The sequence below is a fragment of the Nocardioides bigeumensis genome, from assembly GCF_039531755.1.
GTDB classification, from domain to species: domain Bacteria; phylum Actinomycetota; class Actinomycetes; order Propionibacteriales; family Nocardioidaceae; genus Nocardioides; species Nocardioides bigeumensis.
Map to the genome: position 1 here is coordinate 379865 of NZ_BAAAQQ010000011.1, position 12588 is coordinate 392452.

Annotated in this window: 12 protein-coding genes and 2 tRNA genes; 4 read left to right on the forward strand and 10 right to left on the reverse strand. The window is 71.2% G+C overall.

Annotation, left to right across the window (positions count from 1 at the left end; translation table 11 throughout):
- Window positions 1–9: 9 nt before the first annotated feature.
- The 3 genes from ABD295_RS10915 to ABD295_RS10925 form a co-directional block, all read right to left on the reverse strand.
- On the reverse strand, window positions 10–1260 hold the full coding sequence (locus ABD295_RS10915) for a cysteine peptidase family C39 domain-containing protein (RefSeq protein ID WP_344303744.1): 1251 nt from the start codon (window positions 1258–1260) through the stop codon (window positions 10–12).
- A gap of 102 nt (window positions 1261–1362) precedes the next feature.
- Complete coding sequence (locus ABD295_RS10920) at window positions 1363–2175, reverse strand: hypothetical protein (RefSeq protein ID WP_344303745.1); 813 nt, start codon at window positions 2173–2175, stop codon at window positions 1363–1365.
- Between the two features lie 24 nt (window positions 2176–2199).
- Complete coding sequence (locus ABD295_RS10925; protein WP_344303746.1) at window positions 2200–2619, reverse strand: DcrB-related protein; 420 nt, start codon at window positions 2617–2619, stop codon at window positions 2200–2202.
- Between the two features lie 100 nt (window positions 2620–2719).
- On the opposite strand from ABD295_RS10925, the gene ABD295_RS10930 reads away from it, so the two are divergent.
- Window positions 2720–3604: a nucleotidyltransferase domain-containing protein gene (locus tag ABD295_RS10930; protein WP_344303747.1), complete on the forward strand. Its 885-nt coding sequence runs from the start codon at window positions 2720–2722 to the stop codon at window positions 3602–3604.
- A 529-nt stretch (window positions 3605–4133) separates the two neighbouring features.
- Here the strand turns inward: ABD295_RS10930 and ABD295_RS10935 are convergent.
- From ABD295_RS10935 to ABD295_RS10950, 4 genes are all read right to left on the reverse strand, one after another.
- A tRNA-Gly gene (locus tag ABD295_RS10935) sits at window positions 4134–4208 on the reverse strand.
- A gap of 36 nt (window positions 4209–4244) precedes the next feature.
- Window positions 4245–4316, reverse strand: a tRNA-Gly gene (locus tag ABD295_RS10940).
- Between the two features lie 142 nt (window positions 4317–4458).
- The gene (locus ABD295_RS10945; RefSeq protein WP_344303748.1) at window positions 4459–5781 is read right to left on the reverse strand and encodes a hypothetical protein; all 1323 of its coding nucleotides are present in this window, start codon (window positions 5779–5781) and stop codon (window positions 4459–4461) included.
- A gap of 61 nt (window positions 5782–5842) precedes the next feature.
- Complete coding sequence (locus ABD295_RS10950) at window positions 5843–6403, reverse strand: hypothetical protein (RefSeq protein ID WP_344303750.1); 561 nt, start codon at window positions 6401–6403, stop codon at window positions 5843–5845.
- 282 nt (window positions 6404–6685) lie between these two features.
- Between ABD295_RS10950 and ABD295_RS10955 the strand changes: the two genes are divergently transcribed.
- The 3 genes from ABD295_RS10955 to ABD295_RS10965 are packed head-to-tail and all read left to right on the forward strand — an operon-like array spanning window position 6686 to window position 10239.
- Window positions 6686–8686 carry a hypothetical protein gene (locus ABD295_RS10955; protein ID WP_344303751.1) on the forward strand — a complete coding sequence of 667 codons (2001 nt, stop codon included), beginning with the start codon at window positions 6686–6688 and terminating at the stop codon, window positions 8684–8686.
- A gap of 12 nt (window positions 8687–8698) precedes the next feature.
- On the forward strand, window positions 8699–9667 hold the full coding sequence (locus ABD295_RS10960; RefSeq protein ID WP_344303752.1) for a hypothetical protein: 969 nt from the start codon (window positions 8699–8701) through the stop codon (window positions 9665–9667).
- On the forward strand, window positions 9664–10239 hold the full coding sequence (locus ABD295_RS10965; protein WP_344303753.1) for a hypothetical protein: 576 nt from the start codon (window positions 9664–9666) through the stop codon (window positions 10237–10239). Before ABD295_RS10960 ends, ABD295_RS10965 begins: the two co-directional genes overlap by 4 nt.
- Window positions 10240–10562: 323 nt before the next feature.
- Here the strand turns inward: ABD295_RS10965 and ABD295_RS10970 are convergent, their stop codons facing one another.
- The 3 genes from ABD295_RS10970 to ABD295_RS10980 all read right to left on the reverse strand — a co-directional run bounded on the left by ABD295_RS10970 (window position 10563) and on the right by ABD295_RS10980 (window position 12376).
- The gene (locus tag ABD295_RS10970) at window positions 10563–11330 is read right to left on the reverse strand and encodes a hypothetical protein (RefSeq protein WP_344303754.1); all 768 of its coding nucleotides are present in this window, start codon (window positions 11328–11330) and stop codon (window positions 10563–10565) included.
- Window positions 11327–11863: an RNA polymerase sigma factor gene (locus ABD295_RS10975; RefSeq protein ID WP_344303755.1), complete on the reverse strand. Its 537-nt coding sequence runs from the start codon at window positions 11861–11863 to the stop codon at window positions 11327–11329. The genes ABD295_RS10970 and ABD295_RS10975 overlap by 4 nt, the downstream gene beginning before the upstream one ends.
- Window positions 11864–11995: 132 nt before the next feature.
- Complete coding sequence (locus ABD295_RS10980; RefSeq protein ID WP_344303756.1) at window positions 11996–12376, reverse strand: hypothetical protein; 381 nt, start codon at window positions 12374–12376, stop codon at window positions 11996–11998.
- Between the last annotated feature and the right edge of the window lie 212 nt (window positions 12377–12588).

Below are 12588 nucleotides of genomic sequence, written 5' to 3' on the forward strand. Positions count from 1 at the left end.
ACGCGCCGGCTACGAGACGTTCGGGCGACTGCCGATGACGCGGCTGGCGACGAGGACGACGGGGATGACGACCCACGGGTGCTGCACCAGCCACTCGACGCCCTTCTCCGTGCGCGACTGGTCCGCCTCGTCGGTCAGCGACGGCACCACGCCGGCCTCGCTCACAGGCTGGGTCTCGAGGGAAGCCTCCTCGAAGGACACAGGCTCGGTCCCATCGGTGGTCGCCATGCTCCCGGCCGGCTCGTCGCACACGACGGCAGCGAAGTTGGAGTCCTCCCACGCGTCCTCGAACAGCTCGACGGGGTACTCCTTCTGGTTGCCCTCCGGGTCGCCGGGGTCGCTGACGATGACCACACCACGCTCGAGATCCACGCCGGTGACGACGATGGCGTGGTCGGCGGCGTTGTCCTCGGCGTCTTCGCCGTACCAGATCTCGCCGCTGTCCACGCCGGCCAGCACCCGGCGACCCTCGTCCAGCCAGGTCACGAGGCTCTCCATGCCGCCGCCCTCGACCATGGTGGCAGGGACACCCGCGGCGTCGAGCATCTTCTCGGCGCCGTCGATGCCGACACCGGGTACGCCGTCGGGCCCGACGACGAAGACGTGCAGCTCGTTGGCCTGCTCGACGAACGCCTGTTCGTCCTCGTAGTGGACGCCGGTGTACTCCGACACGATCTGGGCCACGCTGGCCGGCACGCAGAAGCCGTTGACGGCCTGCTCGAACCAGTGCTCCGCGTCCCCTGTCGGGTCGCCGACGAGCTGGCCGTCCTGCACCCACTGGGACCCGTCGTCGGCGACCGGCTCCTCGACCGAGGGCTCGGGAGAGACCTGCTCCGGTGACTGTGTGACCGACGAGTCCTCGAACCACATGTCGAGCGCGTTCGCCACCTCGGGTGCGGAAGCATCGAGGTCGGCGCGAGTCATGGACACCTCGTCCTCGAAGACGCCGTCGTTGTCGAGGTCCCGCATCAGGAGGTAGTCCTCGCCCTGGCGCACCACGATGATCTCGTAGTCGCCGTCACCGTCGATGTCGACGCCGAGCGAGTCGGCGAGCTGGTCGCCGTTGTCGTCGCTGATGGCGATGTAGGAACCGTCGACCAGCTGCTCGACCGCGAGGTCGGGGATGCTGTCGGCATCGCCGCTCCAGTCGGTGACGGTCACCTGGCCGCCTTCGGTGATCGGGTCGCCGGCGATCGGCGCATCGGTCAGGTCGCTGGGGTCCTCGTCGAAGCCGGACTCGGAGCTGTCGAAGTCGCTCATGGTGCTGCCCTCCTGGGTGTCGGTGCTGGTAAGAGAGGTGGTCCGGTGTGAATGTTCCGGACCCGGGAGCCTGGAGACGTGTCGATACTGCGGGTGAGGGGGCTAGCCGCGCGGCACGGGCTGGCGTGGGCACAATCCGCGCCGGGCGACGGCGGCCTCCCAGAGCCCGGGGCGACAACAGCTGGGCGCCCCGCATCCAGGGACCGAGTAGCCGACGAGCCGGACCCAGCGGCGAACCCCGCTGTCGGCCAGACCGCCCAGGCGGTCGATCGCGACGAGATACGCCGCCGCATGCGTCTCCGCGAGCGCGACGACCTCCGGGAGCGGCTGGACAGGCGGGTCCGCACCGAAGACGTCGCGGGGTGCGAGCTCGAAGGTGAAGCCCCACCAGCTCTGGCGATCCGGAGCATCGGTGTCCTCGGGAAGGTGGATGCCGAGCTGGCCCATGACCATCCACGCGTCGGCGGGGGGCAGCTCCCAGACCCGCTCCACCAGCCGCGTGCGCCACTCCTGCGTGTCGCCGTCTCCCTCTACGTGCGAGGCGATCAGGTGCTCGGCCGTGATCGCCGCGAACCGTTCCTGATGGTTTTGGAGCTTGTCGGCCCACCCGTACTCGTCCGTCAGCAGGACCCGCCGCGCCACGGCGAGGTCCAGCACGCTCGTCGCATCGAGGACGTCGGCGATCGCCAGGTCATTGACCCACTGCAGCACGTCGTCCAGGAGGTCCAGGGCTGCTTCGCGGTCCTGCTCGCCCACGACGGCCGCGGCGAAGCCAGCGCTGAGCTCCGGGTGCTCGTCGAGGAGCCCGCCGAGCTCGATCGCCTGTACGACGTACTCCCAGTACTCGATCTCCCCCGCATCTGCTTGCCGCTTCAGCCTGGCCAGCTCGCGCACCTTCTCGACCATGGCATCCATCTGAGCGCCATCCATCTGGCCCGGTCACCCGTCGATCGAGGCGTTGACGAGGACCCAGCGGAGCACGTGCTCATGGCGGGAGAAGGCGGTCGCCGGGGTGGTGGCGGTGCCGGTGTAGCCCCGCGACTCCTCCACCGCGTAGCACTGGAGCTGGGTGACCGGCACCCCGTCCGGGGGCCGCCAGCTGAACTGCCGGAGGTAGCCGAGATGGTGCCCGAACACCACCGTCGGCTCGAAGAACTCCTGGTGGAAGCCGGGAAACTCCGCGGCGAGGAGCTCGCCCTGGATGTCGGCGTACCGATCGACCGAGATGCCGGGGCCGAGGGGCTCGCCGGAGATGATCACGTTGGCCTCGCCGTGCGGGGCGATGACGGTGACCGACTCCTTGAAGAACCAGTCCGCCGGGCGCGGGGCCTCGATGCGTCTGAGCTGCTGGGAATCCATGACCCCTCCTTCCTCACCGGATGTACGCCGGTTGGAGATGTCGGGCGACACCAGATGTTCCCGCAGTGTGCGGTCTTCCCCGGCGCTAGGGTCTGGCGGCATGGCACGGGTCTCGACGATCGACGGCAACCGGGTGCTACCGCCAGGCTTCGACCACCCGCATGCTTCCGAGGAAGCCCGGTCGATCGCGGAAGCGGGTCTGATCCTTCGGGTGCAGGTGGGCTCCGGGGTGCACGGCACGTCGATCAGCGGGCAGGACGACCGCGACGAGATGGGCATCTGCCTGGAGCCTGCGAGGTTCGTCACCGGTTTGGCGCGGGTCCCCGCAGGCACTGGCAGCACGCGTCGCGAGATCGAGTTCGAGCAGTACCAGCGCCACACCGTCTGGGACCGCCCCGGCGGGTTGGCCAACCGGTCGGGCGCCGGCGATCTCGATGTCGTCGTCTACTCCGCCCGCAAGTGGTGCCGCCTGGCGCTCGAGGGCAACCCCACCGTGCTCCTGGCGTTGTTCGTGCCGGACGACGAGGTCGTGTTCCGCAACGAGGTGGGCGCGGAGCTGGCGTCCAGCTCGGAGCGCTTCGTCTCCAAGCTGGCCGCCGAAAGGTTCCTGGGATATCTGCGTTCGCAGAAGGCGGCGATGACCGGCGAGGTCGGCGCGCACACCAACAGGCCCGAGCTGGTGGCCGTCCACGGGTACGACACCAAGTTCGCCATGCATGCCATGCGTCTGGGGATCCAGGGCGTGGAGCTGCTGATCACGGGACGGATCACTCTCCCTGTCCCCGAGCCCGACCTGGGCTTCCTACGCGCGATCCGGAGAGGGGAGCTGGCCCTGGACGAGGTCGTCGCGGCGATCGGGCGTGCTGAGCAGCGCCTCCTGGATCTGCACGACGACACGACTCTGCCCGATCAGCCCGACCGCGCCTGGGTCGACGCCTGGCTGCACCGGGTTCATCTGGCTTACTGGGCGGCCGCGCCGTCCTGACGCTGGGCCCAGCGGGCCGGGCTCGTGCTCACCCGGTTCACGGTGCGAACCCGAAGGCGAATGGCTCACCAGGAGGGCACCAGCGCAGTATCCGGGGCGGACGTCCCGAGTACTCCAGGTACGGATGCGCTCTGGTCACGGTCAACACACCGCTCTCAGCGGCCGACCACTGGTCGGTGTACGACGAGGGGGCAGCGGCCAGGCGGCTGCGGAGGGTCTCCACCTCGACGTCCGAAGCCGGCACGAGGACGTGCCAGACGTCCCGGGGCACGCGTCGCCAGATCCGGAGGAAGATCCGACCGCAAGCGCAGGGTGCTTGGTACACGCCCAAGTCGTCGTCTTCGAAGAGCGGCTCCCAGTGGGCCTTGGGCCACGACAGGTGATCGAGGCGTCGACCAGATGGCAGTCACCCAGACTCGAACGAACGATGTCTCGAATGTCCGGCTCTTCCACCTTCGCTCCTCGTGCTGGGTTTCCACGGTCGCACTGGTTCGGTCGCTCGAGACCAGGCTCTGGTCGTGAGCGGACGTGGAGCGAACGGCGGGACTCGAACCCGCTCCTCCTGCTTGGGGGGCAGGCGCCCGACCGGTCGGGCCGCATCCGCGAGGTCCCTTGCGGGACCACCCGTTGATCGGGATCGAACGGATGGCCGGCCTCGAACCGGCTCCCCCTGCTCGGCAAGCAGGTGCGCGTCCTCATGCGCCTCATCCGCGTGCACACAGATTCGCCGCTGTGCCGGCCTGATGCTGTCCTCTGTTCTCTTCTGCTTGTCTGCTTCTTCGAGTCGACGACGTGCTGCTTTGTTCCGGGCTCTGTTGCCGTGGCTTCCACATCGAGGGCCGTGAGAGCGCTGGCTAGGAACGCCCCGGCAACGGTCCGAGGACGCTGATCCGCTCGAGCAGGAGGTCGGGCTGGATGTAGGCGGCCTCGGCGCCGGCCCACGACTCCATCACGAAGGTGAACCCGGTGTCCTCGCCGACCAGACCGACGACGAGGTTGACGATCGCACGTCCTCGCCCCGACGGCTGGTAGTCGAACCTCAGGAGCCGCGCGACGTCCAGGCCGTCGACGTGCACCTCGCGGTTGCCGAGGGATCGCGCACCGCGCGCTGGGTTGGAGGTCTGGAAGACCCAGTCCTCCCAGGCGTCGAGCTTGGCGATGCCTGCCAGGCCGGCGTACACGGGCGGGACGAGCTTCAGCGTGACCATCGCCACCACCTCCTCCGTGGACACCTGGACCTCCTCCCCCGCGTTCCAGCCGGGACCGATCCGCCATCGAGGCAGCCGGCGCCCCTCGGGGCCCGGCGTGAGCTCGAGGGTGGATGCCGACTCGAGCGCCACGTCGAGGGCGTCGGCGCGCAGCGGCGGTCCGCCGGCGATCACCACGGCGCCGTGGCCATCGCCGAGGTCGGTGGCCAACGAGAATCCCCAGCGCTCGGGACCGTCCTGTCCGAAGTGGTCCAGGACCGCCGGTCGGCCCTGGAGACTGCGCCACTCGGGCTCCCGGACCGCCCGCCAGTCGCCCGCGCCGAAGGCCCGCCTGTGCAGCACCCGCATCCTGCTGAGGACCGGCTCGCCCGCGCCCGCGGACGGCAAGGAGTCGGTGTCGATGTAGATCGCCGTCATCCGCAACAGGTGCTGGTCGGCGATGATGCTGGTCCCGTCGTCGCGCAGCTTGAACAGGTGCCCCGCCGTCGCGTGGAGGTGGTGCGAGACGGCCCAGCCGTCGGGCGGCAGGACGAGCAGCCTGGCCGCCCAGGTCTCGACGTGGGCGCGCCGTTGCTCGTCCGGGGTGTCGACAACCGGATCACGCCAAGCGCCGAGCGGCGGGAGCGGATGCGGGTCCCAGTGTCTGTGAGGTGGGTCCGGCAGCCGGGTCGGTGCCTGGCCGGGGACCGACGGGGCGGGGAAGCCGGCCGCCTCCGGCGGGTCGGCAGGGCCCGACGCCGGCGACTGCCCTGAGGGCTGCGGGGCCAAGGCCGCCACAGCCAGCGGGTTCTGGTCGAGGTAGGCGATCGTCTGCTCGATCTCGACCCTGCGGTCCGGCAGCTCGTGGTTGAGCAACATGCGCAGGTTGTCACGGAACCTGGCCTCCACGATGACCATGCCGTTCACCACGACGAGCTGGGCGACGACCTCCATGACTCCCGTGTCCGGGATCGGTCGGTACTCCTCCATCACCTGCCCCTTTCCCCCGCAAGCTGGACCGGACAAGGCGGGCAGGCCCGCCGTCGCCGGATCAGCTGTCGCGGATGAAGTCGCTGGTCGCGCGAGTCTCGATGTTGAGGATCTCGACGATCGCGTCGCGTGTCTCCTCGTCGGCCTGGGGCAGCATGTCGATCAGCTCCTGGCGCGGGTTCGACCCAGGCTGGGCTGCTTCCTCCCCGGGCAGCGGGGCCGGCGCTTCCGCCGGATCGACAGGGACGGGATCGACAGGGACGGGGTCGACAGGGACGGGATCGGTGGCGGCGGGCAGCGGAGACGGGCTGGTCACTGCCCCCGGCGACACCGCCGGCTCTGCCGCCGGTGATCCGCCCGGTGCGCCGAAGACCTGGTCGACGAGCCCGTCACCGTCGGTGTCGACCGCCGAGGTCTCGAAGGAGCCGTCGCGGTCCTGGTCGAGGGCGTAGGTCTCCAAGACGCCGTCGCCGTCGAAGTCGTAGGCCTTGCCGTCGACGAGGCCGTCACCGTCGGTGTCGGCGAACGCAGTGTCGTAGCGTCCGTCACCCCCCGTGTCGGCCATGCCGGTGTCGACCAGACCGTCGCCGTTGGTGTCGAACCAGTCCATGCCTTCGGTCATCTGAGCCCTCCTGACTCGGGTCGCCTGAGTCGGCGTGTCCCACTCAGATGGTGCGAATCAGGCAAAGGTTCCCCAATCCGTCGATTCGCTCCCCGCCGGTCCGCACCAGGCTTCACGGCGGACCGGAACATTCGGCCGCCCGTCGGCCTCCAATCCGGCGTGGCCGATCATCGCGACCCCTACTTGGCGGTGGTACCGCGCCGGTCGCCCTCCGGTGGCACGGGTGAGGTGACCTACCGCCTCGACTGGCGAGCGCGCGCGCAGGCGTCGGTGAGGGTCGGTGTGGCGAGCGCGCAGGAGGCGATCGATCCGTGGGCCGGTCTCGACGAGCCGCTGACGCGGGCGCCGTCGGACGTGCACGTCGGCGAGGAGCGCACCTGGTCCGCAAGCCGGAGGTCGCAGGGCCTGGCACTCGAGGTCACCGCGTCCGCGTCGGCAGCGGATGCCGAGGCGCACGCCGCGGTCGACGCGTTGCTGCTCAGCATCGAAACGGGCTTGCCGGCCACCGGCTTCCGGTTCGTCAACCAGGGCAGCGGATGGGCCGAGGCGGCCGTGCGGTTCGGGTCGCGAGTCTTCTCCGAGTCGGCGTCGTACCTCTCGGACGCGCTCGGCGACCCGGTGCGTGCCGCGCTGGCCCTGCTGCTGGGCTCGGACCTCGAGGAGTTCTCCTGGTACGACGAGCCCGGGTCCGTCACGGTCGAGCTGAGCCGACGGGAAACCACCGGCGACCTCATGGATGTCCGTTGCGCGGTCGACCCGAACGGCGCGCGAGCAGCGGGTCGACAACTCGTCGGCCTCAGCAGCCGTTCGTCGCTCGCCTGGGCCGTCGCGCACGGTGCGCGGCAGCAGCTGGCCCTGCACGGGGCCGAGGGGTTCGAGCGCCTCTGGCTGCGGCACCGCTTCCCTGTCGACGAGCTCGACGAGCTCGAGAGGGTGCTGCCCGACGCGAGCCTCGAACCCTGGATCCTCCCTGCGGGCTGGCAGGTCAGTCACGCGCTCGACGCCACCGCGAGCGAGGTGTCGTCAGCGTTCGCCCCGATCTCCCTGGCGGTCGGGCCACGGCCCCACGACCCGCTGCACGACCCGCTGCCGTGGACGCTGACCCTCGACGGCACGGCGGTCGCGGTGACAGACATCGACGGTCTCGTCGAGGCGATGCTCCTGGTTGCCGAGGATCTGCTCGCTGGGGTCGAGGTCGATCGGGCCGTGTGGGCCTTGACCGCCGACCCGCACGACGACCCGAAGCAGGCGAACGCGGTCCTGCGCATGCGCGGCGGATCATCCGGCGGCCTCCGCATCGACCTCGTGCACGGCGGCTCCGGGGATGTGCTCCTGGACGTCCGCACCCCGGCCCTCGGGTTCGCCGTCGAAGTCGAGCGGATGCTGCACGAGCTCGTCGACGCCCGACCGGAGGACCCTTGGGGAGGCACCGGCACCAGACCCTTCCCGTACGACGGCTGGGCGCGGCTGCACGCTGCCCTGGGCGCTGCCGGCCGGCGGCCGCGCCGCGTCACGCACCCCGCCCCGAGCCTCCTCCAGGGAACGGCGCGGTTCCTCGGCTTCGACGACGAGGTGGTGCCGCCGATCCTGCGTCGCGCCGTCTGCCTGGCCACGTCCACCGAGGGCGTCGAGCACGACGAGGCCATGCTGCGCCTGGGCCGGCTGCTGCTGGCCCCCGGCGATGGGGGGCGTGCCCGGCGCGCCTTCGAGGTGGCACTCACGTCGGCGGACGAGGCCACGCGGTGCGCGGCGGTCCTGGCCGTGTCGCCGATGCTCGACGACCGGAGCCGGGTCGAGATGTTGTTGACCGGATTGCTGGACTCGAGCGACCGCACGAGCGCGCGTGAAGCCGCGCGGCGCCTGGTGCTGAGTCGCCTCGGCGACGATGCGCTCGCCGCCGGCGACCCCGCGGTCGTGGTCCTCGCCGCAGAGGACCCGGCCACGCTGGCGCGACTGCTGGTCGAGGCCAACGAGGAACGGCACGGCGAAGGCTCGGACCCGGAGCTGCTGCAGGCCGCCCACCTGGCCGTCGGCGCCGACGTACCCCATCTCGGCCTGGCGCTGCGAGCAGCAGCCTGCCTGGCACGGCTGCGCGCCACCGGTGACCCCGAGGCCCTGGTCCGGGCGCAGTCGCTGCGGGTCGGGCTGCTCCGGCTGCGGCGCGGCGACCGGGCAGCCTCGCGCGACGCTCTCGCCGGACTCGCGGCCTCGGGGGCGGACCAGGAGAGCCTCATCGCCCAAGCGCTGTTGTCCCTCTCCCCTGACGCTGTCACCAGCTGGTGAGCGAGGACCGACGTGCAGCTGTCCCGAGTCCTGCCCTACGACCAGCCCCACGAGGACGAGGTGCTGGCCGCGGCCGCGTGGACGGCGACCAGCCTCGACCGCCTGGTCATCGCCGAGACCGATGCCCTCGACTTCGCGCGTGCGGGGCGGGCGGCGTACGTCGAGTTCTCACAGGTCCAGCTCCAGCACCGCGGCGTCTGCGACCGGGCGGCCGCTGCCGTCGCTGAGCTCCAGGGACACCCCGAGGCCTGGCCCGCGGTCGCAGAGCACGCCGGGATGTGGGTCGACAACGTGGGCGCCCTGCTGTCGCACGTCCTGGTCCCGGCGGCCGGCGACACGTCGTACCCCCCGCCTGACGAGCTCCCGCCACCCGAGTGGCAGCGACTGCAGGAAGCCCACAGGTTGCTGGCAGCGGACGCGCCGAGCCTGGTGCGATGGGTCTCGGCTCTCGCCGAGACCATCGTGCTTGTCGTCGCACGTGGCACGGGCTGGCTGCGCCTCGACCTCGCGGACGCCCTTACCGCGTCCTGCCCGTCCGACGCCTCGGTGTGGCAGCCCTCCACGCCCGGGCACGTGGTCGACCGACCGCTGCAGTTCCGGCTGCTGCCCGTGCTCCACAGTCGGTATCCCATGGTCACGCCGATGTGGCCCGCCCCGCGCACGCCGGGCAGCGTGCACTACGTGCTGGAGGACGACGGCCTGGGATGGCAGCGCTGCGGCAGCGACACCACCGGGCTGCTCCCGGTCACCTCGCAGGTGCGTCACTCGATCCGGCGGCTCGCCGGCCTTGCCGCCGGGATCTACGACGCCCAGGATCCACTGCTCCTCCGCGACGACCTCGACAACGACGAGCTCACCGAGTACGACGACGCGTGCGCGGCCGCGCTCGAGCTGCTGAGCGCCGAGCTCGGGCCTGCCTACCTGGTGCTTCGCGACGCGCACCCTGTGTCCCCAGCGCAACGTTCGGAGAGTGTGGAGTGACGGCTGACAACTTGGGTGCCTGGGTCGCCGGACAGGGGTGGCAGCAGCTCGCCACGGGGGGCCGTGTCTTCGTCGGTGAGTGGTCCGACTCACTGGTCTGCATCTGCTTGACCAACGGGGCCAGGGTCACCGTCGACACCGACCCGGACGAGGGTGCGTACTGGTTCCAGCTGCATCCGCCGGCCTCGGCGTCGGAGAACCAGGGAGCGTTCCCCTACTTGGAGCTCGCCCTCGTGGTCGCCGACGGCGACCTCGAGATCATGGACGTGCCCAGCACACGGCTGCAGCGGATGAAGCCCGACATTCTCATGCCCCAAGCAGACGAGGCGTCGTTCACCTGCACCGTCTCCCCCGAGCGGATCGAGCCCCTGATCGAGGTGTTGGCGCGGCTCCCCGTTCGCACGTCACCCGGGTGGCAGGTGCCCGCGTCCGGCGTCGCGGTCTGGCGTGGACTGATGGACGGCGACCGGGCCGTGCTCGAGCACCTTCCCGCCGACGACTCCCAGTGGCTGCGCGGGGCGTTGCCTGTGGTCGGCTCGCGGGGGTTGGACTGGAGTGGGCCGAGCGGATGACGGCCCGATCGGTTCGCTGGACCAGGATCTTGCAGCGCACGGGCCCGCTGCCCGGGACCGGTCCCCAGACCCACAGCGGCTGGTGGCGCAGCAGGTCGCCCGCGTCGAGGCGGAGGAGCTCCTGCGTCCCGCTGTGGCTCCGGCCACGCTCCACACCGAGCGCGCGCACCAGCGTGTGCGCGGCGCGTTCCAGACGCACGTCGTCTGGCGGGCCGAGCTCGATGGCCAGGTCGTAGCCCGCCCCTTGCACCTGGCGCGGCCCTTGCACCTCGCGCGGGGTGTCCGGGGCGCCCCGGTCGACGGCGAAGTCGTCGGGCATGGCCCTACCCGCGCCCGCTGCGACTGCCCACGCGGACCGCGTACGCCGGACCGAGCAGCGGTTGCCACTGGCCGACCAGGTCGGCGACGCGGTCCCAGATCTCGATGCGCTCGGCGGTGTGCTCGGCGGGGAAGTACCCCTCGTCGGTCAGCTCGGCGTAGCGGGCGGACAAGGCGGCGTACGCGTTGGTGGTCGATCGAGGCAGCGGGAGCTCCTCGGGACCGACGTAGCTGTCCCACCGCACTCGGTCCGGGTCGGATGCGGACCACATGCACAGCGTCGGCGCGTAGTAGTCCGAGGTGATCGCGAACCACAGCGGGCGTGCCGCGAGCGGCGGGGCGCGCCAGGCGTCCTCTCCACTCGGGCTGACGGCGCTCAGGACGGGACTCAGCCCGATGTAGTCGACAGACTCGGCCGCCACCAGCGCCGCCGCCAGCAACCACAGCGGGTCGCGCGTCCCGCCCGCCTCGTCCAGCGCTGCGTCGAGCTGGTCGAGCAGGCGCGCGGGTGACGGATCCGGGAACTCCCGACGGCATCCGCGAGCCCATGCAGCGAGCCGGTCCGCGGCCTCCGGGCGCCCCGCGACCTGACGCCAAGCCGCGTCGACGACCGCTCGGTCCTTCACGGCCAGCTCGAGCGCCGAGTCATGCGCCGGGCCGGGCGCGGACCCCTCGGCGTACGCAGCATCCGCGGCGACCACGTCAGCCGCGTCGACCACCAGCCGGTCGACGGCGGCGACGATGTCGCGGTCGTCCTGGGCCGGGTCGCTCATCCCTCGTCGCCGGCCAGCTCCTGGGCCAGCGCGGCGCGCGCCCGGTTCAGACGGCTCTTGACCGTCTGGACGCCGACGCCCTGGTGCGCCGCGATCTGCTCGTAGGACAGATCGCCGTACTCGCGCAGCACCAGCGCCTCGCGGAACTGCACGCCCAGGGTCGCAAGCGCGGCGTTGACCCGGTCGGTGTCGATGACGTGACGGGTGAAGTCGCCGCCGCTGTCCGCGTGGAGCTCCTCGACGATGTCGGTCGGGATGTCCTTGCGGCGGCGTACGACGGCGAGGGCGGCGTTGGCGGCGATGCGGTAGGCCCAGGTCCCGAACCTCGCCTCGCTGCGGAACGACCCCAGGTGCAGCCAGGTCGCCGTGAGCGCGTCCTGGAGCGCGTCCTCGGCGTCGGCGCGATTGCCGGTGACCCGCAGGCAGATCGACCAGAGCCGGGCCCGGTGCTGCTCGGCGAGCGTGGCGAAGGCGCGCTCGTCGCCGTGCTTGGCCAGTTCCACCAGCTCGGCCTCTGTCGCCTCGATCGTCACGGCCCCCCCGAGCCTCAGCGCGCGCCCCGTACCCCTACGGTGCGCTGATTCAAGCACGAAGTGTCCGGTTTTGGACCTACTTGGCCGTGATCGTTCGCTGATCACGCACGGGGACGGTCTCGGCCAGTCGGATCAGGCCCACCCTCCGGCATCGTCCGGGTCGTCGGGGACGCCCGGCTCCGCGGGATCTGCGCCGGAGAAGTGGGTCGTGTCGAGGCTGGGATCGTCGGTGCCGGCCCAGCCGTGAGCACCCTCGTCAAGGTCTGACAGGTCAGCGTCGGAGTCGCTGGCGTCGCCCGCCTCCGCATCGGACGCGGCGCTCTCGCCGGCGGAGTCGTGCGCGGCCCACAGATGCGCCTCGTCCGGCGTCGGCGGGGGCGGCACCAGGTCAGCCAGGTCCGTCGCGTCATCGGCGGTCGCCTCGACGGCGTGCGAGATCGCCGCCGCCCACACGTCGTCGGGAGGCTGGACGAGTCGTCCCCAGGAGTCGCTCACCAGGACCTCACCCGTCACACCACCACTTCATCCGTACGCACCACGCCGCCGCCTTGAGTGGCGTCTGCGAGGTGCGTGTCGGGGTCGAATCTATCGCGGCATCCTGACGCAGCAGCCGCAGCCCCGAGCAACCCGGCGACACCCCTTCCGTCGTGCTCGCCGGCATCCGCGCACGTTGGCTCCGTCCGGCCGACGTCTGTCATGTCCCCTCCTGAGTCCTTGACGGTCGT

Excerpts from the sequence above, each read along its gene's own strand:
- ABD295_RS10925 (WP_344303746.1), bottom strand. The coding sequence starts at position 2,619 with ATGGATTCCCAGCAGCTCAGACGCATCGAGGCCCCGCGCCCGGCGGAC.
- ABD295_RS10945 (WP_344303748.1), bottom strand. The coding sequence starts at position 5,781 with ATGGAGGAGTACCGACCGATCCCGGACACGGGAGTCATGGAGGTCGTC.
- ABD295_RS10950 (WP_344303750.1), bottom strand. The coding sequence starts at position 6,403 with ATGACCGAAGGCATGGACTGGTTCGACACCAACGGCGACGGTCTGGTC.
- ABD295_RS10970 (WP_344303754.1), bottom strand. The coding sequence starts at position 11,330 with ATGAGCGACCCGGCCCAGGACGACCGCGACATCGTCGCCGCCGTCGAC.
- ABD295_RS10920 (WP_344303745.1), bottom strand. The coding sequence starts at position 2,175 with ATGGATGCCATGGTCGAGAAGGTGCGCGAGCTGGCCAGGCTGAAGCGG.
- ABD295_RS10915 (WP_344303744.1), bottom strand. The coding sequence starts at position 1,260 with ATGAGCGACTTCGACAGCTCCGAGTCCGGCTTCGACGAGGACCCCAGC.
- ABD295_RS10930 (WP_344303747.1), top strand. The coding sequence starts at position 2,720 with ATGGCACGGGTCTCGACGATCGACGGCAACCGGGTGCTACCGCCAGGC.